This window comes from Bradyrhizobium sp. AUGA SZCCT0222 (genome assembly GCF_018130205.1).
Lineage (GTDB): Bacteria > Pseudomonadota > Alphaproteobacteria > Rhizobiales > Xanthobacteraceae > Bradyrhizobium.
Genome location: NZ_JAFCLX010000002.1, coordinates 240,307 through 263,339 on the forward strand (window position 1 = coordinate 240,307; position 23,033 = coordinate 263,339).

Sequence of the window (23,033 nt, forward strand, 5' to 3'; positions counted from 1 at the left end):
TTCATCGATTGACCGAATGATCGATTGGGATTTAGCTCTACGTGGCCCCGTCACCCCGAGATTGTTCGATTGACTAAGCCATAGCCGCCCAAGCTCGATTTCACAAAGAGGTTGGCGAACGTACCACGGGGGCACGCAAAGAATGCCCCGACAAATACCGCCACACTGATGAAGTGACTGAGATAGCGATTGTAGCGCATGCAGGACACCATCCTGCTCCTCAACCAAAGGAGTTCGACATGTCACAGTCAACGATCCAACAGGGTAGCTCGGATTCCGCTCAAGAGCTCGGAGACGAATCCTTCATGTCGGCCGCGGAGTTGCGCAACTACGTGATGAAGACCGAGATGGCCAAGGCGTCGAAAGACGTCGGTGATATGGCCGCCAAGGCGCGCGCGGAGCTCATCAGGTCGTTGATGGAACCAGTCGCGGTCACGCCTGAAAAGATTGCCGAGGTAAAGCGGCGGGTGCTCGGCCAACTGAGGGCCGCTGCTTTAAAGGGTAACAAGGAAGTTCTGGTCATGCGCTTCCCGAATGCGCTGTGCTCGGACAAGGGGCGCGCGCTCAACAATCTGGAAAAGGGATGGCCGACCACCTTGCTTGGGAGGCCTCTTCAAGCCTTCGAGTTCTGGCGCGACCACCTGCAGCCCCAAGGCTATGGCCTGAAGGCAATGATCGTGGATTGGCCGGCGGGCCTGCCGGGAGATGTCGGCTTCTTCCTGACCTGGGAAGAAGCGAAGCGGTGACAGCTGGGGGGACTGAAATATGAACCAGGTAGCCAGGAAGAATCGCAAAAGCGAGGAGACCAGCGCTCCGGTGCTCAAGCGCAAGGAGTACGAGGACAAGTTGCGCAAGCTGCACGTCGAACTCGTCAAGCTTCAGGAATGGGTGAAGCACGAGGGCAAGAAGGTGTGCGTGGTCTTCGAGGGACGAGACGGCGCCGGCAAGGGTGGTGTCATCAAGGCCATGACCGAAAGAGTCAGCCCGCGCGTTTTCCGCGTCGTTGCGATGAGCGCTCCGACGGAGCGCGAGAAATCGCAAATGTATGTTCAGCGCTACGTGCCGCATTTTCCTTCCGCGGGGGAGATCGTGATCTTCGACCGCAGTTGGTACAATCGCGCCGGGGTCGAACGGGTCATGGGCTTTTGCACGGAGGACCAGGCCAAGGGCTTCCTGAGGGTGGTCCCTAATGTCGAAAAGGCCATGGTCGAATCGGGAATTATACTTTTCAAGTACTGGCTTGAGGTCAGTCCGGAGGAACAAACCAACCGGCTCGCCGCGCGGATCGACGACAAGCGAAAGATCTGGAAGCTGTCCCAGATGGACGTGGATTCCTACACGCGATGGGATGATTACACGCGATGTCGTGACGCCATGTTCGAGGCGACCGACACCGCGTGGGCGCCATGGTTTATCGCGCGATCCGACAACAAGAGGCAGGCGCGGCTCAACATCATCTCGCACCTGCTCTCCAGTATTCCCTACAAGAAATTGCCCCGAGGGGATGTGAAATTGCCGAAACGCAAGGTTACCCCCGGCAAGCCGCTTCGTGCTTCTCTGAGAATCGTGCCGGCGGCAGATTGATAAAGCACGTCCGGTACTTGGCCATCGTCTCTGCTGACCAATGACTCGGCGTCCTGTTGCATCTCTTTAGAGGAACAACGTCATGAAAAAGCTTGGACTAAACGTCGCGCTGGTTGCGTTGCTCGCAGGCATAGCCGGTTTCAGCACGCCATCGCGGGCCGAAACCGGTCAGGTTGCCGTCGTATTCACGAAAGGCGGTTTCATCATCGGGGTAGGCGGCGGCGAAGGCGTGCTGACTTTCCGAGGCAAGCGTTATCCATTCACCGTATCGGGCATGAGCGTCGGTTTCACGATCGGAGCGTCCACAACCAAGCTGGTCGGACGGGCCGTCAATCTGAACAGCCCGGCTTCGTTCGAAGGTACTTACAGCGCGATCGGAGCCGGCGGAGCGGTTGCGGCTGGGGCGGCAGGCGTTCAATTGCAGAACGCTAAAGGCGTGATCTTGCAGCTCAGCGGCCCAAAGGTCGGCGCTGAAGTTTCGGCTGCAGTAGGCGGGGTAACGGTCCGTTTCAAATAGGTGTGATGCGGTCAGGATGCTCCGCCCGGCCTGATTGCTCAATATCATTTTTGCGACGGGTGGTCAGTTTCGGGCGCCGCCTGCCGCGCGCCGACGCTCCGCACGCTGTACTCTGACGCAGCGCCGAAGCTGCTTGCGGGTGGTGATGACTGTTTGACCGGCGCGAACAAGCTCGGCAGCATGGTCGGCAAGGGCCTTGCAGGCTGCGAGTTCCTCTGCGCTTGGGCGGCCTGCCGCGTGCGCCGGCATTTCGATCAATGCGAGCAACACGCAAATCGTTGCTAAACGAACCTTCATTGCTTGCGTCTCGTTTGCGGGCGTTCGACGCAAGGTCGCGTCACAACGAACTGCTGTCAACAGCTGGTGACCGACGCCGTTTCGAGCAAAGATTCTTTATCGCGGCGAGACGGCAGGACCCGGCCTGATACTGGGCTTCCCTTGATCTTCATCGAATAACATTGGTACCTTCGGCATGATCGCCACAGTAGAGCAATGAAGGCTGTCATGTCTGGTTGCTGCAAAGCCCTGCTTGCACTTGCTCTCGTGGTCGCGGCGCCGGTTGCCGCGACAGCGCAGGCCACCGATACTTCAACCCCGCCGGCCGCTGGGTCGCAACCAACTCAGCCTAGTCCGGGCCAACCCGCAGCCCAGCCGCAAGCGGACCAGCAACTCATAAAACCCGAACAGCTCGAAGCGCTGGCCGCGCCGATTGCGCTTTATCCCGATGAGTTGCTCGCCAATGTGCTGGCGGCCGCAACCTATCCCCTGGAGGCGGTGCAGGCTGATCGCTGGTTAAAGGCGAACAAGAACTTGAAGGGCGATGCGCTGAAAGCGGCGGTCGACAAGCAGGCCTGGGACGACAGCGTCAAGGCGCTCGCCAGCACACCCGATGTTCTTGCCATGATGAGCGACAAGATCGACTGGACCAAGAATCTCGGCGATGCCGTGCTGGCACAGCAGGCGGACGTGATGGATGCGATCCAGCGGCTGCGCGCCAAGGCACAGGCGCGGAACAAGCTCGTCAGCAACAAGCAGCAGAAGGTCAGCGTTCAGCGGCAGGAGAACAAGGAGGTGATCGTCATCGAACAGGCGCAGCCTGATACGGTGTACGTTCCCTATTACGAGCCTGCGGCCGTCTACGGCGAATGGCCCTACGCAGCCTATCCGCCATACTATTTCGGCTATCCGTCCTATATCGGTGCTGGCGTCATTGCAGCCGGCCTGGCATTTGGCACCGGTTGGGCGATCGGACGCTGGGGCAATTACTGGGGCGGCGGCTGCAATTGGGGCAACCGCAACCTTTACGTCAATCACCGCAACAGGACCAACAACGTCGGAAACAACTGGCAGCACAACCCCGCGCATCGCCAGGGCGTGAAGTACAATAACGCCAACGTCGCTAACCGCTTCGGCAACAATAATCTGAAGGCGGGCGCCAGCAACCGCGCAGATTTCCGCGGCCGCGACGGCCAGCAGGTGCTTCGACCCGGACAGGATCGGCCGGGAGCCGGCGATCGTTCCGGAGATCGCGCGGGTGCGCGCGACCGGCCGGGCGGTGACCGCGCCGGTACCGGCGAACCAGCCAATCGTCCAAGCACAGCGGACCGCAGCAAGGGCGGCGGTGACCGCGCCAAGGGCGGCGGTGACCGCGCCAAGGGCGGTGGCGATCGCGCCAAGGCAGGCGGTCGCGGCGGAGGGCCCCAAGCCGGAAACCGGGGTGGACGCGACAGCGCCCTTGGCGGCGTTTCGTCCGGCAGAGTGGCGAACCTTCAGTCGGCGCGTGGCAGAGAGAGCGTTGGCGGGCGGGACTTCGGAGGTGTTCGTGGTGGTGGCGGCGGTGGTGGATTCCATGGCGCGGCCGGCGGCGGTGGCTTCCGTGGCGGAGGCGGCGGTGGATTCCGCGGTGGAGGCGGTGGTGGTCGGCGTTCAGATATTGCGCTGAAGCACGACGTTGTGCTGCTTGGCCATCTCGGCAACGGCCTTGGCTATTATCGCTTCAGCTATCTCGGCAGCAGCAAAGCCTATGTCGGGGTGATGGCGCAGGAAGTGTTGGCATTGAAGCCCGATGCGGTGACGCGTGGCGGCGACGGCTATCTTCGCGTCTACTACGAAAAGCTCGGTCTGAAATTCCGGACCTACCGGGATTGGAGTAGTTCCGGCGCGCAGATCCCGACGCGATCGAGGATATGATCATGACGATCCACCATTCGATATGCTTCGTTCGCAAGTGGATTCCGGCCTCGGCTGTCATGCTGTGCCTGCTCACACCGGCGGCCCATGCGCAGGAGTCGTTCAAGACGCCGGATGAAGCCGCCGCACAGCTTGCTGCCGCTGTCAAATCCGGCAGCCAGAGGGATATCCTGAAAGTGCTCGGCTCTGCCGGCAAGGAGATCGTCTCATCCGGCGATAATATCGCGGACGGCGAGGACCGTCAGCGATTTACCACGGCCTATGATGCCAAACATTCGATCAAACTCGAAGGCGATAAGAAAGCTGTGATCCTCCTCGGCGCAGACGATTTTCCTTTCGCGATTCCACTGGCACGCACCAGCGATAGTTGGAAGTTCGACACCGCGGCCGGCCGGCTCGAAGTCCTGTACCGGCGCATTGGACGCAACGAGTTGTCTGCTATCCAGACCTGTCTTGCCTATGTCGACGCGCAGAACGAATATGCGGAGAAGGATCGTACCGGTGAGGGTACCGGCGTTTACGCGCAGCGCATCGTCAGCGCCGCCGGAAAAAAGGACGGCCTCTATTGGCCGGGCGATGACAGTCCGCTTGGCGAGCTGGCTGCCCAGGCATCCGCGGAAGGATACAAGGTCGGCGCGGGTCCTGCGCCATACCACGGCTATTATTTCCGGATCCTGACGCAGCAGGGGCCGAATGCCCCGGGGGGCACGCTGAGCTATGTCGTCAAGGGCAAGATGATCGGCGGATTTGCGCTGATCGCTTATCCCGCCGAGTACGGCAATTCTGGCGTGACCACCTTCCTCGTGAATCATGCAGGCACGGTCTATCAGAAGGATCTCGGAGACTACACGATGTCGCTCGTGAAGCGCATGCACTGGTTCGATCCCGACCAGACCTGGAAGAGAGTCGGTACGACAATCCCGTAAACGACAACAACGGAGGATCCGACATGGCTGAAGCGGTTCGGAGCATAAGGCTTGGCCCGACGTATCGCATTCGTCTCGCGATCGGGATATTTGCCGTTTTGATAGGGCCGCTAATTGTTTCATCTGCAGCGCAGTCAAGAGATCTGACCGGGGCATGGGTGACCAATGCTGGGGCGTGCAAGAAGATCTTTACAGGGGGTGGCGCCAAACTCACCTTCGCCAGGGATGCGGATGTGTATGGCAGCGGATTTATCTATGAGAAAAACAGGCTCCGAGGAAAAATCGCGACTTGCCAGATCAAGACACAGAAGGAAGACGGTGACGTGGTGCACATCATTGCCAGCTGTTCGACCGATGTCGCGCTCGCCACGGTTCAGTTCAGCCTCAAGATTGACAATGAAAACCAGATAACCCGTCTCTTCCCTGGAATGCCGGAACTCAAGACAGAGTACTTTCGTTGCGCTCCATGAATGCGAAGTGTTCTTTTAAGCCATCAAAATAGGTCTTTCTTCCCTTCTTCGGCCTGGTTCGTGATTAATGTACTCCGCAGGATCGCAAAAATGACGGCGGTCGACCAACCGAACAACAGCACGCCGTTCATCGCCGTCATTGGCCCGAGCAAATGCCAACGCTCAACTGGCGTCACGTCGCCGTAACCGAGCGTTGTATAGTTTACAAACGCAAAATAAATGAAATCGGTGCCGGGAGGTGCCGCCCCGACGATCCTGTAAGCCAATGCCCAAACGGCCACTTCAGCGATATGCGCGGCCATCAGGACCGATACGGTGGCAATCATGACGCCGACCAGTCGAAGCGATTGGCGCGACGTGGCGCGCTCGTCCGCGACGCGCACCACCCACAACACAGCGGCCATCACAATTGCATGGATCGCAATGTTGCCAACGCTGACCGCAATACTTACGAGAAATTGGCGCAACATGCGGATCGCTCCGGCGCGGTGGCGCCAAGTGACGTGAACTTGCCCGCATCAAGCGCGCGCTCGATCGAGAGTTCGGTTGTCTTGTGCGGCGCGGTGCCTTCGCTGGCTGATCTGGGTGGCAACAGGTAAAGCGTCATGGCGAAAATCAGGTACACCATCAGTAACAGCACGCCGACGAACCATGTCGAGCGTCCGCTGTTGGTCACCAGCGAGGCGGTCATGGTGGCGATGAGCATCATGATGACGGCGCCCGGCCAAAACTGGAGGCTCATCGGTGCCGGACCGATGACATAACTGAGCAGGACCAGCACCGGAGCGACGAAGAGCGCGATTTGGGATGCGCTTCCCAGCGCGATGCCCACGCTCAGGTCTAGTCGGTTTTTGCGCGCGGCGGAAAATGCTGAGGCCATTTCCGCCGCGCCGCCTACCAGTGCCACCACAATGAAGCCCACGAACGCAGGGGTCATCCCGAATGCCACCGCGGCGTGCTGCACCGACTCGACAAATACTTCGCTCACCAGCGCGACCAGCACGGTGACGCCGGCCAGTGTGGCCAGAGCCAAGCCCAGCGGCCACGGTGCTTCGCCGGCCTCCGCGTGCTCCGCGCCGGCAAAAAACTCGCGATGGGTCTTGAGCGAGAACAACAGGCCCAGGCCGTAGACGATGATGAGCAGCACGGACAGACCGACGCTCAACGTCTCGGTGAAGGCCGAACTCGCCACGGAATCGGCTTCAGTGACTGCCGACGGAATCAGGATCGCGACCGTGGCCAGAAAAAGCAGGCCCGCTTGCAGGCGGGCGCTGGCCCTGTTGTATTCCTGCGTGTGATGCTTGAGTCCGCCGAGGAGAAACGATGCGCCCAACATGAACAACGTGTTGGTGACAATCGCGCCGGCGATGGAGGCCTTCACCAGGGTATATTGCCCGGCGTGCAATGCGGTCAGCGCGATGACAAGTTCGGTCAGATTTCCGAGCGTGGCGTTGAGCAAGCCGCCGACGGTATCGCCGGTCTTGGCCGCCACGGACTCGGTGGCGTGACTGAGCAGCGCTGCCAGAGGCACGACGGCCAGGACGGACAGCACAAAAAGCAAGGTGTGAGCTTCTGGCTTGAGTTTCTGAGCGACGAACAACGCAGGCACAAAGGCCAGCAGCCAGAGCAGGGGATTGTGACGGATCTCTTTGAGCAAGGGGTTCATGGCGACCTAAAGAGGAGACTTAGCGGAAAATTGCGACTTGCATCGTCAAGCTTCAGTCAATCGACCTGATGCGTTTCCCGGTAGCGGGCGATAGCTGCCTCAATGGTCGGAAAGAACGACTGTTCGCCAAGATGTGCGAACAGCCCGAAACGCTTCAGCTTGTCTTTGACTGGATCCTTGAGCTCGGCAAAACCCAGTTCTATGCCTTTGTCGCGCAGTGTTTCATGCAACTCGACGAGCACATCGGCGGAGGTCACATCTACGCTGGTTACGGGTTCTGCTGCCACGACAAACCAGCGCACGGACGTAGGCGATTGCGCCACCGCATCCAGGACGCGCTCCTTGAACAGTTCGGCATTCGCGAAGAACAACGGCGCGTCCCATCGAAACAGAACCAGGCCGGGAATCCGGCGCGCATCCGGAAAGCGCGTGACATCATGATAGCCCTCGACACCGTGAGGCCGGCCTAACACTGCAGAGTATGGGCGCCAGCCATCCCATAGGAACTCGATGATTGCGACGGCGATGGCCACACCTATTCCCGGAATGACGCCGAGCACGGCCACGCCGACGAAACACACGATCGAGAGCCAGAATTCCCATTGCTGGATGCGATAGATCCGGCCCAGGTCGGCAGTTTCGATCAATCCGATCGCCGCAGCTATCACGACAGCGGCCAATGCTGTCGTGGGCAAATGCTGAAGCAGGTTAGGCGCCACCAGGAGCAGGAGGGTAATGGCCAGTGCGCCGACGACGCAAGTCAATTGCGTGCGCGCACCGGCGGCTTCGGCCACGGGAGTGCGTGAACTGCTGCTGCTGATCGCGAAGCCCTGAAAAAATCCGGAGGCCAAATTGGCGGCGCCGAGCCCGATCAGTTCCTGGTTGGGATCGATCTTGGAACCAGTTCGTGCAGCGTAAACCCGCGAGAGCACGCTGGTGTCGGCGAACGACACCAGGGCTGCGGCGCAGCCTCCGATAAGCACTGGGACGATGTCCGACTGGGCAATTAAAGGGATCGCGAATGACGGTAGCCCCTGCGGAAGGGGACCCAGAACCGCGACGCCGCTACGCGCAGCGAGGTCCAGCGCAGCAACGATGGCGGTTGCCGCGACGACTGCAATCAGAATTCCAGGTAAGCGCTTGCTGCCCTTCAGAAGCAGGATCACCGCCAGCGTGCCCGCACCTATCAGAAACGCTGTCCAGTTCGTTTTTCCCTCAAATATCGCCTGAGCGATGGCCCATAAGCTTCTGATCGGGCCGTCGCTCTCGATGGAGAAGCCGAACAGCTTGGGGAGTTGGCTGATCAATACCGTCAACGCAATTCCGTTCATGTAGCCGTACCGTATGGGCTTCGAAAGAAGTTCGGTGACGAAGCCGAAGCGCGCCACACCTGCCAGGATGCATGCGGCCCCCGAAACGATAGCCATCATGCCGGCCAACACCACAGCGCGTCCGGCGTCTCCACCGGACAATGGAAGTACGACACTGAGGATGATGGGGGCCAGGGCCGAGTCCGGTCCCAGGACCAGGATGCGGCTGGGCCCGAACACAGCATAAGCCAGCAGCGGTATGATCGTTGCGTAGAGCCCATATATTCCCGGCAAACCAGAGGCCACTGCGTAGGCAATACCAACGGGCACCAGCATCGAAGCCAGCACAAGCCCAGCAAATACGTCCTGCTGCAGCCACGCCGCGTTGTATTGATGCAGCGTGCGCACCCCTGGCAGCCAGCGTAACCAGTCGACTCGTCCCGCCATTGGTTGTCACCCCTCGAGCGAGTTTTGAAACGCTAAGCCCAATTTGCGCTCATGACAATTTGTACGGAGTTTCGCACTGCAGCTTGATGCGACGTCAGCGTAACCGGGGCAACCAGTTGGGTCAGGTTTGTGGCCCTACCGCACTGCGAAGGCGACGCGCACCTGTCCGGTCAGCTTGGTTGTCGCGGCTCCGATCGTGAAGCCGACGCTCATGCCCGATACAGTGAATGGATAGCGCTTGCGTTCTCGGGTATGTCGCAGCCGGAGAGCAGGAGCCGGCGACGTCGGGCTTTGCTTGATCTTCATCGAATAAGCTTGGTACTCTTGGCGTGCTCCCCACGGGGAGCAATGGAGGCTGTGATGTCCGGTTGCTGATCGCGGCCGTCTCGCCCGGCGTGTCGTGTGAAGGGCGTTCACCTATGTCGGAAGCATCTAAATTTTCAGCGATTGAGACACTGCGCGATGGACGCCGCGTTGAAATCCGCGCGCTCAGGCACGAGGATCGGAACGGCCTTGAACAAGCCGTCAGCCGTGCTAGCGCCGAGTCTCTCCGCCGCCGTTTCTTTTCGGTAAGACGCCATTTTTCCGAACAGGAATTGGAGTTCTTCTCGGACATCGACTTTGTCAGCCAGGTCGCTTTGGTCGTCGTCGCACAAGAAGGCGGAGGACCCCACATCGTAGGTGCTGGCCGCTACATCGTCCTTGACCCTGGTCGTGCTGAGGTGGCCTTCGCCTTGATCGACGAGTACCAGGGGCAAGGGATCGGCGCAGCACTGATGCGTCATCTTGCCACGATCGCCCGGGATGCCGGGCTCAAGGAATTCATCGCTGAAGTTCTGCCGGAGAACACTGCAATGCTGGAAGTGTTCAAGAAAAGCGGATTGCACCCGACGACGAGACGAAAGGCCAACATAGTGCATGTGACGCTCCAGCTCTCTTAAATGCGGGAGTTCAACCTACCGCGCGCGCCGTATCAAGGTCAGTGTCATGGCAGTCTCAATTCGTTCGGCAAAGCTTCCAATCCTGGCGCAACTGCTTGATTATCGACGCCCTTGGCTCAAGTTAGATTTCGCTGCCGGTTTGTCCGTAGCAGCAGTATCGCTCCCCTCGGCGATCGCTTATCCGGCAATCGCTGGGTTGCCGACTGAAATGGGGTTTTTCGCTACCATCCTGGCCCTGGTCGTGCACTCATCTTCTTCAACGCCGATTACGTTAAGCGTCAGGTGATCGAGATTGCGGATGCCTTGGGTGACGACAGCAGGTGGCTTGTTCTAGACGCCGAGGCCATCAACTTGCTCGACAGTGCAGGCGTAGCAAAGCTGGAAGAGTTGCAGATCCTTTTGAGGGAGCGCGGCGTGGCTTTTGGTATAGCCGATCTGAACAGTCGTTCGCTGCTCATGGTTGAACAGGCTGGTCTCGCTGATCGAATGGGCAGGGATATGATTTTTGTGAGTGCCGAGGCTGCAGTTGCGGCCTTCAACAGCGCGCAGGCCGGATTAGCGACAGCGTAATCCGCCGTCCGAACCAACGACAAAGTGGCCGATTGCGCCTTCGGCTAATCCGCCTATGGTCCAGGGATGATGGCTCTTAAAGCCTCGTCGCCTGCCGGCGTGATGCAGTACGATCGGCCGTCTGGTTGTTTTTCAATCCAGCCTTTCGCGAACATTCCCGCAATAACTTGCTTTCCTGCCGGATGCATCTGTTCTGGCCGAAGCCCGCGCGTAGGGCTCATCTTTTGTAACGCGGTGCGCTCCGTAGCGTGCGGAATGTGACTAGGCCGCGCCGGCATTCATTTCCCTTTCGCCTTCGGCCCCAACTCTACGAGCTCTGGGCATTGCTAATAGGTCAGCGGCAGCACTCGTTGCACAATCGCGCCGAGGCAAACGAGCACCACGAGCAACTTGAGCAGATTTGCCAGTCGGCCGTCGGTAGCGAACTTGTCGATCGCCCAAAAGCAGATTGCGCCGACGACGACGATAATCAAGACCCCAATCAAAACTGAAATCATGTTGCCCTCGGAGTGTTGTCGATTCCTATTTCGCCTTCGCCTTTAGGCCCAGTGCCACCAGGCGGCGGATGGCGTGCGCTCGGGTCAGCGTTTTGTCGGATGACGATGCAATCCAGGCATCAATTGCGACCAGTTCGGAAGGGTGCCAGCGCTCGCCAACTTGAACGCCCTTGCCAGTCGGCGGCGGCCCCCGTTTTTTCTTTGGTACCACGCCTGTCTTTGCCATAAACCATGGTACCATAGAAACAAGCCGGGCCGAAGCTGGAACTTCCGCTCCGGCGCTTGCTCGAAGAGGCCGCCAACTGAGGCGGCCTATCCGGGTTCCGAACTGACGTTGTTGCAGCCATAGCAGCGGAATATCCTCGCGGCTGGATGGGGTCCAAGGCCGCGAAGATCAGTCAAATGCTTCATGGGCTCGCCGCATTGCTCACAGGCGAGCGAAGGCGATTCGTCTGGCGGGGCCAATGCGTCGGTCAACGAAACGGGTTCCATTCAACGCCCGCCTCTACCTCCCGGAGCTGCTGAATTAGATCGTCGCGTCGCTTGCAAGGCGGAAGCGTTTCCATGTCCGCTCGAACTTTGCGAGCCAGATCGATCAGGCGTTCTTCAAGTGTCGTGCTGTAATCGAACTCGTGGCGCTGCATGGCTTTACTCCGGAGCCTTCAGTTCGCTGTATTGCCAGCCTGCCGTCTCCGACTTCATCGGATCGCGCGCGACGGTGCGCGTCTGCGTGTGATCGCACTTGGTGCACACAAAGGTCCGGCTGTCGTAGCTCTCGGAGGCCGGGCTGATTCTGGCCAACATCATTCGGTTGGAGCACTTTGGGCAGCGGGGCCGCTCGATAGGAATTAGCGACGGTTCTGCACGGGCGTGAGGTTGGGGCATGTGATGCGTCCCTGCATCCGGCGGAAGTGCAACGTTCTCAGTTGTCGGTAAACCATCATGCCGCGTCGCAATACCAAACCGCTGGTCAAAACAGCTCACATCCAGGAATATTGGCCGGAGTCGTTACGGGTCAGGTAGGCGTGCTGCCAACTTCTTCACGTCCGCCGTTCGGTCCAGGGCAGGTGCAGCAAATTGGAGTGCACAGGCCGCGCGGGGATAGCGACGCGCGCGGACCAAAGGGGGCAATCAGCACCGGCAGCAAGATCAACGGCACCGTCGCAGCGCGATGGTGGAAAATGAAAGAGGCCGCCATTTGGGGCGGCCTCTCATAAAGCTATTGGGCCACTTGAGGCGCTGACCTTGCTTTATTTCTTAACGCGATTCCCCCGAACTCGTTCGGCTGGCGAGGGCGTGCCATTCAATTGCAATCTCGGCCCAAGCGGCCCGAGTATCAGGGTCGGTCGCCTCTCGCCCAAGCTTCTCGCACGCTAGAGCCTTGAGCCGGTATTGTTGTGCTGGATTGGTCATGTGCCACGCTCCGTGATGGGTGGGAGTCTGAAGCACTTTCTCACCGGTAGGTGCCCCAAAATGCGGTGATACGAGCAAACGTTTTCAGTGGTGGGGCGTTCCCCAGACCGGGGCGCGGCCCGATATCGGAACAATGCTGTCTGCAGCCGCTTGCTAATCTGGAGGTTGCCAATGCCCCGCTACTTTTTTGATGTTAAGAACGGCCACAGGCTTTTTGATTCATCAGGCTTTGTTTGCGATGACGATACCGCTGCAATCATCAGGGCGACGGTGCTCGCCGTAGGCGTTTCACTCGATAAGCCCGAGGACGATCCTGAACGACGCATCGCGATAATCAATGATGCGGGACGGGAGATTGGCAGCGTGCCGGTATATTCCAGGCCTTCATACGAAAACCCGACCCAATAAAACCGAGGCATCGTTTGCGGTGGCGTTTATTTAGCGAAAGGAATCCCGAGATTTCGGGCCTTCGCTCGAATGACCATTACCGAGCGCCTCAGCACAAGGGCCGCATTCTCAGCGGTTGATCCGGCGGCGATAAGCGCCGTCAGGTGCTCGATTTGAGCCAATGTCCATGTTCTGCTGCTGATACGCACCATCATTTATCCGCCCGTCTCGGGCAATTTGTCGCGAAAGAGAAGCCTTAGTACGTAGGGCAGATTGTAGTGCTGATCGCAGTGCGCGCACAGGAATGCTGCGCCGCCAATTTTTGCCCGCACCGACCTCATGGGCTTCCAGCAGTTCGGGCAATTTGGAAAGGGTCTGTGGGTGGTCGAGGAAATGTTTTGCGGCATGAAGCTCCCGCGCTGCAATCAGGCGGGAGCACAACACTCTCAGTCACCGGTAACTGCCAAAGGCATTGCGGCGATACGGGTCTAATCGTTCAAGTTGTATACGGTTCCGGAATTGCTGGGGACATTGCGACTTGAATCAGTGTCAATGAGCAATTTTGCACAGCGGGGCGGAGATGTATGTGCTCGGTTTATCGTCGAACGCCGCGCCGGCCGCCGACCGCGACGTTCGCCCAAGATGGCCCCGGCTCGGTCACTCCCCCGCGCTGGGGCCGTTTTTATTTCGGTGCCGCGTCGTGACCGTCGAAGAACTGCTTGGCTTGTTCTCTGGCGGTGGTTTCGTCAGAACGAAAGACGAAGTGGCGGACGACGGCTTCCGCTTTCGCTCTTGAGCTACCGCGGACAAGTCGGGTGATCCGCTCTACAGCGCTGCATCGGTCGCTCTCAATAAATTTCCGATTGACAGAAATTGTTCTTGTAGGATTTTACGTCTCGCGCAAGATCATGTCGGCGCAGACGCCGGCCGATTGCACGACGCCGGTGTAGCCGCCGAAGCCGGCATAGGCGGATGCCAGATACAGGCCTGATATCGCCGTGCGCGGCGAGCGGAACGGGTTGCTCCAGATCGTCGGCGGCGGGGTCGGCGCAAATCCGTAAACCGCGCCGTCGGGCGCGTTGAGATACTGCCGCACCGACAGCGCGCTGTTGAACGAGGACGCGACGACGGCTTCCGAAAGCCCCGGATAGATCGAGGCGAGATAGCGCACGATCGCCTCCTGCCAGCGCCCGCGCTTCTCGCGATAGGCGTCCATGTCGGAGGCGTCCCAGTTCGACAGCAAATCGGGGCCGAGGATCGAGAGCACATAGGGCGGCGCCGGCACGCCGGAATCGATCGCGGCATAGTCCACCACCGACATCGGCGGCATGCGCTCGCCGGGCTCTTCCGCCATCAGCGCGGCGCCTTGCGCGTAGTCGGTCAATCGCTTCATCCAGGGCGGCAGCAATTGCGTGGAATAGGCGGCGATCCCGAATTCGCGCGGCGGTCTTTTTAGACCCAGCGTCAGCGCGAACAGCGAGGTCGAGGGCGCCTGCCGGGCGTAACTTTGGTTCAGCTGTTCGGCGGCGTCCGCCTGCATCAGGGGTTCGAGCGCCGCGGGCGCGGCGTTACCGATGATCTGTGCGCATTGCACGGTCCTCGGATCGCTGCCGTCCTTGGCGGTGTGGGTGATGGACTTGGCGCCGTCGCCGAGCGCAATCGAGCTGACGACACGGCGCACCAGCACTTCGCCGCCGGCCACCTTGATGGCGCGGGCGAGCGCGCTGGAGAGCCGCTGCGAGCCGCCCTGCACGTAGCGGCCGCCGCTCTGCAGATAGCTGCCCTGCGCCATCGCGAAATAGATCCACCACAGCGTGGCGGGGTCGTCGTGGAAATAGGACAGGTTGGCGGCGAGGGCGCATTTGACGGCTTCATTGTCGCCGAATACGCGGTCGAGCTTTTTCGAAAGCGACAACGGCCAGTCGCGCACGATCGGGATCAGGCCGGACAGCGCGCGCAACGCCTGCCGCGGATTTTTCAGCGCCTCCCTGCCTTGCGAGATCGTGGCCATCGCGGACGCGATCCGCGCCATCTCGCCGAGCAGCTGCTCGATGCCGCGGCGCGCCTCCGGGAAGCGCTCGGTCAAGGCACGGCGCGCGGCGTCGAAATCGTCGGGCATCAGGAACGGCTGATCGAGCGGGCCGCCGCGCGCCTGGTAAAACGCGCCGGACGGAATCCATTTGACGGCGTCGATCACGCCGGCACGCGTCAGCACGTCATGTTTGGGGTCGCGCGGGTCGTGCGGGTCGCTGGTCTCGTGCAGCGATCCCTCGACAAAGAGCTCGCCGGATTTGTAGCTCGACGCCGCACCGCCGACGGAATTGCTGCGCTCGACCACCAGAACCTTGCGGCCGGCGCGTGCCAGGATCGCTCCGGCCGTGAGGCCGCCAAGGCCGGCGCCGACAATTACGACATCATAACGCGCCATTCAGCCTGGAATCCTGAAACCCATGACGGACGGATTGTTCATTGCCGCTCGGCTGCGGCATGTCAAATGCGCTGGCGGCATGGAGCGGTGCGCGGGAGGCTGCCTCAAAAGATTGGAAGAGGACCACAAGCCGATTAGAACCAATCGAGAAGGGAACGGCCGGAAAACCGCTATTTCCAGGCCGCTTTGTCGACGTCCCAGCGCTGACCCTTGAACTCCCTGGCGAGGGCTTCGACCGAACCATTGTCGTCCTCCGGCTCGCCGCCTTCCTCCTCGCCGCCGGCGCCTTCGGAAAGGTTCAGCTTGGGACCTGCGCCTTCGTCGATCGTCGATGTCACCGGGCTCGAGATCCACAGCATCAGCCGGTCCGATGCGCCGGGTTTGTCGGGCGAGACGAGCGCGGTGACCTCGATGCTGTCGGTGAGACCGAGCGCCGGATAGATCTCGCTCGGCCGCTTGAAGGTCAGTGTCAGCTTGCCGGTGTTGGCGTTCCACGCCGCACCCGCCGCCTTGGCCGCGAGCGTCTTCGTCAGCACCGCGGATACTGCGGCGGCGATCTTGTCCTTGTTGATCTTGTCGCCATCGCGCCAGTCGGCGGCGGCAAAACGGATGGTGCGGTCCATCTCGACGATGCCGGTGGTCCATCCCGCGGTGACCACGCCCGGTGTCGACCTGGCCTTGGCGATCAGCGCCGCTGACCGCTCCGGATCGGCGGTGAGATTGATGGTCTGCTCGCCGGCGCGGAGCGCGTCGCAGGAAATCGAGAGGCTGCTCAGGCCGAGCTCCACCTCCTGGCCCTTCAGGCTCTTGAGGAAATCCAGCGCCGCATCCAGCTTTATCCGCACGCCGATCGATTCCGGTGACACCTCGGTGAAATCCTTCGGCGCCGGCGTGATGCCGTCATCGGTGGTCTGGTTGTCCAAAAACTCCTTCTCGCTGAGATCGGAATTGTCGGTCGAGGCCACTTCCGTCACCGCCTGACCGATGGTGATCCGGCCGCGGAATTCGAAGCCGTCGGCGCTGGCCTTGCGCGCGAGGTTCACGGTGACCGGCAGCTTGTCGCCGATGCTTTGCGTCGAGCCGGTCAGGTTCGCCCCGCTGACGGTGAGGTTGGCGACGAAGCGGTCCTTGCGGTCGGAGCCTTTTTCGACGGGGTAGCAGACGTCGAGCACGGCCGCGGTGACGGTTTTGCCCTGGCGGATCTCCTTGAGGACGACGTCGGCGTTGCCGTTCATCAATCCGTCGATCGAGGTGAAATACCTGATTTCGCTGCCGCCGGGTGCCGGCGCTGCCTTGGAGGGGAGTTTCATCTGGGCCAAGGCCAGGTCCGAGGAGACCGTCGCCAGACCGAACAGGCAGAGCACGAGTGCGCGCATTGGAATTCCTCAGGGGAGAGAATCAGCGTTCGTCGTAAGTAGCAAACCTCCCATTCATTTCGCCAAAAAAAGAAGGCCGCCCGGAGGCGGCCTTCTATGATTGTTGGCATTGGTCGGCGGGGCTTAGAAGCCCATGCCGCCCATTCCACCCATGCCGCCGCCACCGCCGGGCATCGGCGGGGCCGGCTCCTTCGGCAGTTCGGCGACCATGGCTTCGGTGGTCACCAGCAGGCCGGCGACGGAGGAAGCGTCCTGCAGGGCGGTGCGCACCACCTTGGCCGGGTCGATGATGCCCTTGTCGACCATGTCGACATACTGCTCGGTCTGGGCGTCGAAGCCGAAGGTCTCGGACTTGTTCTCGAGGATCTTGCCGACCACGATCGAGCCCTCGACACCGGCGTTCTCCGAGATCTGGCGAACCGGAGCTTCCAGCGCCTTCAGCACGATGTTGATGCCGGCCTGAACGTCGGAATTGTCGTTCTGGATGCGGCCGACCGCCTTCTTGGCGCGCAGCAGCGCCACGCCGCCGCCCGGCACGATGCCTTCCTGCACGGCCGCGCGGGTTGCGTTGAGCGCGTCCTCGACACGGTCCTTCTTCTCCTTGACCTCGATCTCGGTCGCACCGCCGACGCGGATCACCGCGACGCCGCCGGCGAGCTTGGCAAGGCGCTCCTGCAGCTTCTCACGGTCGTAGTCCGAGGTGGTTTCCTCGATCTGCGCCTTGATCTGGCTGACGCGGGCTTCGATCGCCGGCTTCTTGCCGGCGCCGTTGACGATGGTGGTGTTCTCCTTGTCGATCACCACCTTCTTGGCGCGGCCGAGCATGTTGACGGTGACGCTTTCCAGCTTCATGCCGAGCTCATCGGAGATCAGCTGACCGCCGGTCAGGATCGCGATGTCTTCCAGCATCGCCTTGCGGCGATCGCCGAAGCCAGGCGCCTTGACGGCGGCGACCTTCAGTCCGCCGCGCAGGCGGTTGACCACCAGCGTCGCCAGCGCCTCGCCCTCGACGTCCTCGGCGATGATCAGCAGCGGGCGGCCGGACTGCACCACGGCTTCCAGCACCGGCAGCATCGCCTGCAGGCCGGAGAGCTTCTTCTCGTGCAGCAGCACGTAGACGTCCTCGAGCTCGGCGGTCATCTTTTCCGCGTTGGTGATGAAGTAGGGCGACAGATAGCCGCGGTCGAACTTCATGCCCTCGACGATGTCGACTTCGGTCTCGAGCGACTTGTTTTCCTCGACGGTAATGACGCCTTCATTGCCGACCTTCTGCATCGCCTGCGCGATCATCTTGCCGATGGCGGCATCGCCATTGGCCGAGATGGTGCCGACCTGGGCGACTTCGGCGGAGGAGGCGACCGGCTTGGCGCGCTTTTCGATGTCCTTGACCACGGCCAGCACCGCGATGTCGATGCCGCGCTTCAGATCCATCGGGTTCATGCCGGCGGCAACCGACTTGGCGCCTTCGCGCACGATCGCCTGGGCGAGCACGGTCGCGGTGGTGGTGCCGTCACCGGCGGTGTCGTTCGTCTTGGAGGCGACTTCGCGCAGCATCTGCGCGCCCATGTTCTCGAACTTGTCCTCGAGTTCGATCTCCTTGGCGACGGTAACGCCGTCCTTGGTGATGCGCGGGGCGCCGAAGCTCTTGTCGATCACGACATTGCGGCCCTTCGGGCCGAGCGTCACCTTCACGGCGTTGGCGAGGATATCGACGCCGCGCAGCATGCGGTCGCGGGCGTCTCCGGCGAATTTAACGTCTTTGGCAGCCATTTGGATCTACTCCTGAAAATGAACCCTCATCCTGAGGAGCGGCCACTTGGCCGCGTCTCGAAGGATGAGTTTGTGAATGTCGGGCCCTTCGAGACGGCAGCTTCGCTGCCTCCTCAGGGTGAGGGAGGCGGTGCTTAGACCAGCACGCCCATGATGTCGGATTCCTTCATGATGAGGAGTTCCTCACCGTCGAGCTTGACCTCGGTGCCCGACCATTTGCCGAACAGCACGCGGTCGCCGACCTTGAGGTCGATCGGGATCAGCTTGCCGGCTTCGTCCCGGCCGCCCGGGCCGACGGCCGTGATTTCGCCCTGCGAGGGCTTTTCCTTGGCGCTGTCGGGAATGATGATGCCGCCCTTGGTCTTCTCTTCGGCGTCGATACGCTTGACCACGACGCGGTCATGCAACGGGCGGAATTTGGATTTGGCCATGAGGTTTCCTCTTTGGAAGGCTTGGTTTCAGGTCTGATTGCCATCAAAATGGCTGCTAATGCCGGGTATTCGACTCCGTCCCGGGCGGGACGGCCAAACTCCTTACTTGGCTTAGCAATCGTCGCATTTGAGTGCTAATGTGTGGCCCGGGGAATATGGCTTGGCGCCGATCCTGTCAAGCAAGGGGGGTTAAGGCCCAAAAAAGGTTAAGGCCTTGGTGAGGCCAATATAGGATGCTCCCTGAGAAACCAAATCGGAGCGACGGCGTAATTTGATGGACGTCATTGCTCCGGCACGTGTTTTACGGTTGGCTGCAGGACGGGTGCGGCCAAAAACTTGTTTGGGGGAATGCGATGATCGGGTCCGGTAATGCGCGCGTGGTTGCCAATCTGGCGATCGCTTCAGCGCTCACGATACTCCTGGGGGCGTGCAGCAGCATGAGCCTGCCGTCGCTGTCATCAAGTTCCGCGCCTCCGCCCGAGCCGGGCGTGGCTCCCGACATGCCGGCGAGCATCCGCTCCGACGAGATCGTCGGTCGCTGGGGTCTCGCCTCGTACCAGAATCCGAACGACCGGGCCCGCACTGAAAAGATGGCCCGCGATCAGTGCCGGCAGCCTTATGTGATCACCGCCGGCACCTCCGGGGGCGTGGTCATGCATCTGGCCGACCAGGCGACCCCGCAGGAACTGCGCCTCAAGGGCTCTCCGAGCGGCAAGAATTATATCGGCCCGGCCGGACCGACCCCGGGCGAGCAGGACCGCGAGATCGTCTCGTTCGATGGCCGCGTTCTGGTGACCCGCTTCGTCGACAAGGATGCCGGGGTCCGTTACGGCAACATGGTCTACGTCCGCTGCGCGCCGCGCGCCTGAGCCGACCGAATAGTTCCGTCATTGCCTGCGACAAACGCGAAGCGTTTGCGCAAGGGAGCGCAGCGACGAAGCAATCCATGTCTCCACACGTGGCGCGATGGATTGCTTCGCTTCGCTCGCAATGACGAGTTCAACAAAAAAAACGCCGGCTTGAAGCCGGCGTTTTTATTTAGTCTGTGTTAACCAGCTCAATCAATCGAACAGCGCGTCGATGTCGTCCTGCGAGGCATGGCCGACGTCGCCGTCGAGCTTCGGACCGTTGAGCAGCTTGGCGTCGCCTTCACGGGTGTCGACGATCGGGGTCGCGTGCGCCTTCAGCGCGTCGACGCCACCCCAGATGTCCATCATGACGTTGATGTGGTTTTCGATGAACTTCATCGTGGTCATCACCTTGCTGATGCGCTGACCGGTGAGATCCTGGAAGTTGCAGGCTTCGAAGATCGCGATGACGCGTTCCTGGATTTCCTCGCTGAGCAGCTTCTGCTGGTCCGGCGAAGTGTTCTTGGACAGCGCGGTCGCCGCCTGGTCGATCGCCTCGGTGGCTTCGAGAATCTGCTGCGTGGCCTGCTCGGTACCGCCGACGACGGCGCCGAGTTCACCATTGACCTTGGCCATTTCGCCGCCGTCAAAGCTCTTGCCGTGCAGCGTTGCGATTTCGCGCTTGGTGCGGTTGATGGCGTCGTGAATGAGGTCGAGTTCGACCTTGAGCTTTTCGCACTGCTCGATCTGGGCACGATAGGTTTCCAGCAGCGCCTGGGCTTCGGCAACCTCGCGCGCCACCGACGCTTCCGCCGATTCAGTCACGACGGAGCGGCCTTGACCGCCCGCGGCCATCTGGGCGCGGATCGAGCGCAGCTCGCTCATGATCTCGCGATGCATCGGGCCGATGTCGCCGCCTTCGGCAGCCGCGGACACCGGTATTGGCACATCGCCCAAAATGGCCTGTTCGATACGAAAACGTTTGCGACTAACCGACATGATGTATTCCCACCCCTTACTCCGTGACCTGTTTTAGGCAGATGCGATTTAACGTGAGGTTCACGCGGGGAACACATCGCGACGTAGTCTTCCGCGAGGCGCACACCAGGGATTAACCATGCGTGCCCGGCGTTCACCCAAAATAAACGCTACCGGACAAATCAGCGCGCAATCGGCGACGTGGTGAATCGAAACGCCGTTCCTGTTTACCAAACCGATGTGGTTTTGACCCTTTATTGACCACGTGCAACGGCGCCGCTCAGGCGTCGCCAAACGCTAACAGTGACGAAACAGTACAGAGTACGTCGATGTTCAGAAAAATGTCTCTCGCGCTCCTTGCGGGCGTGTCGTGCCTTGGCTTCTCCGATTCTGCCTCGGCGATCGACGCCTCTCCGCTCGCCGAACCTACCGTGATCTACGCCAATCAGCCCGCGCAGCCTGCGCCGGTACGCACCGCTTATGCCGAACGTTCGCAAATGGGCGGCGGCTTCATCGAATTCCTGTTCGGCGACGGGCCGGCGCAGGGCGGCCGCTATCAGCAACAGCAGCCGGTCTATCAGCAGCAGCCGGATTACGGATATGGCGGCCGGCGCGGCACCCTGCCGCCGATGGATCCGCAACAATCGATGCGTCAGCAGCAGGAAGAAGCGGTCGAGCCGGCACAGCGCCCGGTCGATCCAAAGTACAACAAGCAGGTTGTCGACTACACCGGCAAGGAAGGTGTCGGCACCATCGTCGTCGATACGCCCAACAAGTTCCTGTTCCTGGTGCAGGGCGACGGCAAGGCGCTGCGCTACGGCATCGGCGTCGGCCGCCCCGGTTTCACGTGGTCCGGCGTCAAGACGATCTCGGCGAAGAAGGAATGGCCGGCCTGGACCCCGCCGCCCGAAATGCTGGCGCGGCGTCCCGATCTGCCGCGGCACATGGAAGGCGGTCCGCAAAATCCGCTCGGCGCGCGCGCGATGTATCTGGGATCGACGCTCTACCGCATCCACGGCTCCAACGAGCCCTGGACCATCGGCACCAACGTCTCGTCCGGCTGCATCCGGATGCGCAATGAAGACGTGATCGATCTCTACGGCCGCGTCGGCGTCGGCGCCAAGGTCGTTGTCATCTGAGCATAGCGTTTTCGAGCGAAGTGGGGATGCCGGTTCGCGTAAAGAAAACGCGTCAAAATTAGAGTCTACCAAACCGACAAAAACAAACGGCCGCTCGATCGAGCGGCCGTTTTGCAATTTATCCCATAGCCACAAATGTTTGTTGGCGTGTACGTCCGTTGCCACAGCTTCGCTTACCACGAGCAGCGGTGGTTATGGGTCCCGGCTCAAGGCCGGGACGACAAGGAAGAGAAATAAAAACGGCCGCTCCACCGAGCGGCCGTTTTCTTTTTCAGACGTGACGTCGTTCAGGCTTAGTCGTCGTCGCCGCCGCCGTCACCGTCGAAGCCGTCGGAGTCATGATCCATGTCGTCATAATTGTCGTCGTTCGATGTGTTGTCGAACAGCCCCGTGCGCGAACTTCCGGACGAGCCGATGTCGTTGGCGCCGGCCTCCCGCGCCAGGTCGCCGCCGGATTGATCGCTGCCGCCCGGCCGCCGGTCTTCAACGCTGCCGCGATGACCGCCGGAATCGCCGCCGAAGGCCGCCTGCTGGTTGCCGCCGCCGCCCATCATCGAGCGGATACCGCCGAGCAGCATCGATCCGCCGACCACGCCGGCCGCTGCTGCCGCTGCCGTTCCGAGGAACGAGCCGCCACCACCGCCGCCGAACGGCGGTTGCTGCTGCGGCTGACCATAGCCAGGCTGCTGCCCGTAGCCGGGCTGGCCGTATTGTCCGGGACCTTGTTGTCCCTGGGTCTGCTGCACCACCTCGCCGCTGTTCCAGACCGGGCGACCGCCCATGCCGGGCGAGCGGACGTTAGGTACGGAGCCGCGTGGCTGGCTCTGCCCGAAGATCGTGTCGCGCATCGAATCGAGGAAGCCGCCGGGTTGATTCTGTTCGCCCGCGTGTCCGCCTTCCAGTTGCTGGATGCGGTCGTTGGCGCGCTTCAGCGCCTCGTCCTGCACCAGCGCCGTCTGCACCAGCGCATAGACGGCATTGGGCGCAGCGCGCAGGCCCTGCATGATCGCGGACATGGCTTCGGGATCGCGCGGGGTGTTCTCCAGCTTGGCAAGGCGGTCGAAAAGATCGTCAATCAGTTGGCGTTCTTGCGGTGTCATGGCGTTCTCCATCGCGCCCGGTGCCTCGAAGCGCGGGGCAGATGT

The 23,033-nt window shown here is 61.1% G+C and carries 25 protein-coding genes; 12 read left to right on the forward strand and 13 right to left on the reverse strand.

The features are described from left to right. Window positions 1–239 precede the first annotated feature (239 nt). The 3 genes from JQ629_RS02540 (at window position 240) to JQ629_RS02550 (ending at window position 2,101) form a co-directional block, all read left to right on the forward strand. Window positions 240–746, forward strand: coding sequence for a hypothetical protein (locus tag JQ629_RS02540; protein WP_212269795.1), 507 nt, complete (start codon window positions 240–242; stop codon window positions 744–746). 19 nt (window positions 747–765) lie between these two features. Then, window positions 766–1,584, forward strand: a complete 819-nt coding sequence (gene ppk2, locus JQ629_RS02545; RefSeq protein WP_212410937.1) for a polyphosphate kinase 2 — start codon at window positions 766–768, stop codon at window positions 1,582–1,584. 82 nt (window positions 1,585–1,666) lie between these two features. Further along, window positions 1,667–2,101: a hypothetical protein gene (locus JQ629_RS02550; protein WP_212410938.1), complete on the forward strand. Its 435-nt coding sequence runs from the start codon at window positions 1,667–1,669 to the stop codon at window positions 2,099–2,101. 63 nt (window positions 2,102–2,164) lie between these two features. Here JQ629_RS02550 and JQ629_RS02555 read toward each other — a convergent pair whose 3' ends face one another. Then, complete coding sequence (locus JQ629_RS02555; protein ID WP_212410939.1) at window positions 2,165–2,398, reverse strand: hypothetical protein; 234 nt, start codon at window positions 2,396–2,398, stop codon at window positions 2,165–2,167. A gap of 207 nt (window positions 2,399–2,605) precedes the next feature. Here JQ629_RS02555 and JQ629_RS02560 point away from each other — a divergent pair, with 207 nt between their 5' ends. From JQ629_RS02560 to JQ629_RS02570, 3 genes are read left to right on the forward strand one after another with little or no spacing between them, the layout of a single operon-like run. Further along, window positions 2,606–4,291 (forward strand): DUF3300 domain-containing protein, encoded by a 1,686-nt coding sequence (locus JQ629_RS02560; protein WP_212410940.1) that lies wholly within the window; start codon window positions 2,606–2,608, stop codon window positions 4,289–4,291. A gap of 59 nt (window positions 4,292–4,350) precedes the next feature. Then, on the forward strand, window positions 4,351–5,217 hold the full coding sequence (locus JQ629_RS02565) for a DUF2950 domain-containing protein (protein ID WP_502752242.1): 867 nt from the start codon (window positions 4,351–4,353) through the stop codon (window positions 5,215–5,217). Between the two features lie 23 nt (window positions 5,218–5,240). Continuing rightward, window positions 5,241–5,687, forward strand: coding sequence for a hypothetical protein (locus tag JQ629_RS02570; RefSeq protein WP_212410945.1), 447 nt, complete (start codon window positions 5,241–5,243; stop codon window positions 5,685–5,687). Between the two features lie 23 nt (window positions 5,688–5,710). Here JQ629_RS02570 and JQ629_RS02575 read toward each other — a convergent pair whose 3' ends face one another. From JQ629_RS02575 to JQ629_RS02585, 3 genes are read right to left on the reverse strand one after another with little or no spacing between them, the layout of a single operon-like run. Beyond that, window positions 5,711–6,157 (reverse strand): potassium channel family protein, encoded by a 447-nt coding sequence (locus JQ629_RS02575; protein ID WP_212410947.1) that lies wholly within the window; start codon window positions 6,155–6,157, stop codon window positions 5,711–5,713. Further along, window positions 6,136–7,353 carry a calcium/proton exchanger gene (gene cax / locus JQ629_RS02580; protein ID WP_212410949.1) on the reverse strand — a complete coding sequence of 406 codons (1,218 nt, stop codon included), beginning with the start codon at window positions 7,351–7,353 and terminating at the stop codon, window positions 6,136–6,138. The genes JQ629_RS02575 and cax overlap by 22 nt, the downstream gene beginning before the upstream one ends. 56 nt (window positions 7,354–7,409) lie before the next feature. Further along, window positions 7,410–9,110, reverse strand: a complete 1,701-nt coding sequence (locus JQ629_RS02585) for a SulP family inorganic anion transporter (RefSeq protein WP_212410951.1) — start codon at window positions 9,108–9,110, stop codon at window positions 7,410–7,412. Between the two features lie 368 nt (window positions 9,111–9,478). On the opposite strand from JQ629_RS02585, the gene JQ629_RS02590 reads away from it, so the two are divergent. Genes JQ629_RS02590 through JQ629_RS02600 form a run of 3 tightly spaced genes read left to right on the forward strand, consistent with a single transcriptional unit; the run spans window position 9,479 to window position 10,621 of the window. Continuing rightward, window positions 9,479–10,051: a GNAT family N-acetyltransferase gene (locus JQ629_RS02590; RefSeq protein ID WP_349631203.1), complete on the forward strand. Its 573-nt coding sequence runs from the start codon at window positions 9,479–9,481 to the stop codon at window positions 10,049–10,051. A gap of 46 nt (window positions 10,052–10,097) precedes the next feature. Then, entirely contained in the window at window positions 10,098–10,337 is a 240-nt protein-coding gene (locus tag JQ629_RS02595; protein ID WP_212410953.1) for a SulP family inorganic anion transporter, read from the forward strand. Next, a complete protein-coding gene (locus JQ629_RS02600; protein WP_212410955.1) occupies window positions 10,334–10,621 on the forward strand; it encodes an STAS domain-containing protein in 288 nt (95 codons plus the stop codon). The genes JQ629_RS02595 and JQ629_RS02600 overlap by 4 nt, the downstream gene beginning before the upstream one ends. 326 nt (window positions 10,622–10,947) lie before the next feature. Here the strand turns inward: JQ629_RS02600 and JQ629_RS02605 are convergent, their stop codons facing one another. The 3 genes from JQ629_RS02605 to JQ629_RS02615 all read right to left on the reverse strand — a co-directional run bounded on the left by JQ629_RS02605 (window position 10,948) and on the right by JQ629_RS02615 (window position 11,925). Beyond that, a complete protein-coding gene (locus tag JQ629_RS02605) occupies window positions 10,948–11,118 on the reverse strand; it encodes a hypothetical protein (RefSeq protein WP_154070762.1) in 171 nt (56 codons plus the stop codon). A gap of 473 nt (window positions 11,119–11,591) precedes the next feature. Beyond that, window positions 11,592–11,762 (reverse strand): hypothetical protein, encoded by a 171-nt coding sequence (locus JQ629_RS02610; RefSeq protein ID WP_212410957.1) that lies wholly within the window; start codon window positions 11,760–11,762, stop codon window positions 11,592–11,594. A 4-nt stretch (window positions 11,763–11,766) separates the two neighbouring features. Further along, window positions 11,767–11,925 carry a response regulator gene (locus tag JQ629_RS02615; protein WP_249134767.1) on the reverse strand — a complete coding sequence of 53 codons (159 nt, stop codon included), beginning with the start codon at window positions 11,923–11,925 and terminating at the stop codon, window positions 11,767–11,769. A gap of 777 nt (window positions 11,926–12,702) precedes the next feature. On the opposite strand from JQ629_RS02615, the gene JQ629_RS02620 reads away from it, so the two are divergent. Beyond that, complete coding sequence (locus JQ629_RS02620; RefSeq protein WP_212410960.1) at window positions 12,703–12,939, forward strand: DUF6894 family protein; 237 nt, start codon at window positions 12,703–12,705, stop codon at window positions 12,937–12,939. 868 nt (window positions 12,940–13,807) lie between these two features. Here JQ629_RS02620 and JQ629_RS02625 read toward each other — a convergent pair. The 4 genes from JQ629_RS02625 to JQ629_RS02640 form a co-directional block, all read right to left on the reverse strand. Beyond that, window positions 13,808–15,346, reverse strand: coding sequence for a phytoene desaturase family protein (locus tag JQ629_RS02625; RefSeq protein WP_212410961.1), 1,539 nt, complete (start codon window positions 15,344–15,346; stop codon window positions 13,808–13,810). Between the two features lie 170 nt (window positions 15,347–15,516). Next, on the reverse strand, window positions 15,517–16,722 hold the full coding sequence (locus tag JQ629_RS02630; RefSeq protein ID WP_212410962.1) for a hypothetical protein: 1,206 nt from the start codon (window positions 16,720–16,722) through the stop codon (window positions 15,517–15,519). A 123-nt stretch (window positions 16,723–16,845) separates the two neighbouring features. Next, window positions 16,846–18,492 (reverse strand): chaperonin GroEL, encoded by a 1,647-nt coding sequence (gene groL / locus JQ629_RS02635; RefSeq protein WP_192738882.1) that lies wholly within the window; start codon window positions 18,490–18,492, stop codon window positions 16,846–16,848. Between the two features lie 134 nt (window positions 18,493–18,626). Further along, entirely contained in the window at window positions 18,627–18,923 is a 297-nt protein-coding gene (locus JQ629_RS02640; RefSeq protein ID WP_192738881.1) for a co-chaperone GroES, read from the reverse strand. Window positions 18,924–19,276: 353 nt separating this feature from the next. Here JQ629_RS02640 and JQ629_RS02645 point away from each other — a divergent pair, with 353 nt between their 5' ends. Further along, complete coding sequence (locus tag JQ629_RS02645) at window positions 19,277–19,792, forward strand: hypothetical protein (RefSeq protein ID WP_212410963.1); 516 nt, start codon at window positions 19,277–19,279, stop codon at window positions 19,790–19,792. A 192-nt stretch (window positions 19,793–19,984) separates the two neighbouring features. Here the strand turns inward: JQ629_RS02645 and JQ629_RS02650 are convergent, their stop codons facing one another. Then, window positions 19,985–20,770 (reverse strand): protein phosphatase CheZ, encoded by a 786-nt coding sequence (locus JQ629_RS02650; RefSeq protein WP_212209639.1) that lies wholly within the window; start codon window positions 20,768–20,770, stop codon window positions 19,985–19,987. Between the two features lie 308 nt (window positions 20,771–21,078). Here JQ629_RS02650 and JQ629_RS02655 point away from each other — a divergent pair, with 308 nt between their 5' ends. After that, a complete protein-coding gene (locus JQ629_RS02655; RefSeq protein WP_212410964.1) occupies window positions 21,079–21,888 on the forward strand; it encodes a L,D-transpeptidase in 810 nt (269 codons plus the stop codon). Between the two features lie 293 nt (window positions 21,889–22,181). Here JQ629_RS02655 and JQ629_RS02660 read toward each other — a convergent pair whose 3' ends face one another. Further along, a complete protein-coding gene (locus tag JQ629_RS02660) occupies window positions 22,182–22,988 on the reverse strand; it encodes a DUF2076 domain-containing protein (RefSeq protein WP_212410965.1) in 807 nt (268 codons plus the stop codon). Window positions 22,989–23,033 lie beyond the last annotated feature (45 nt).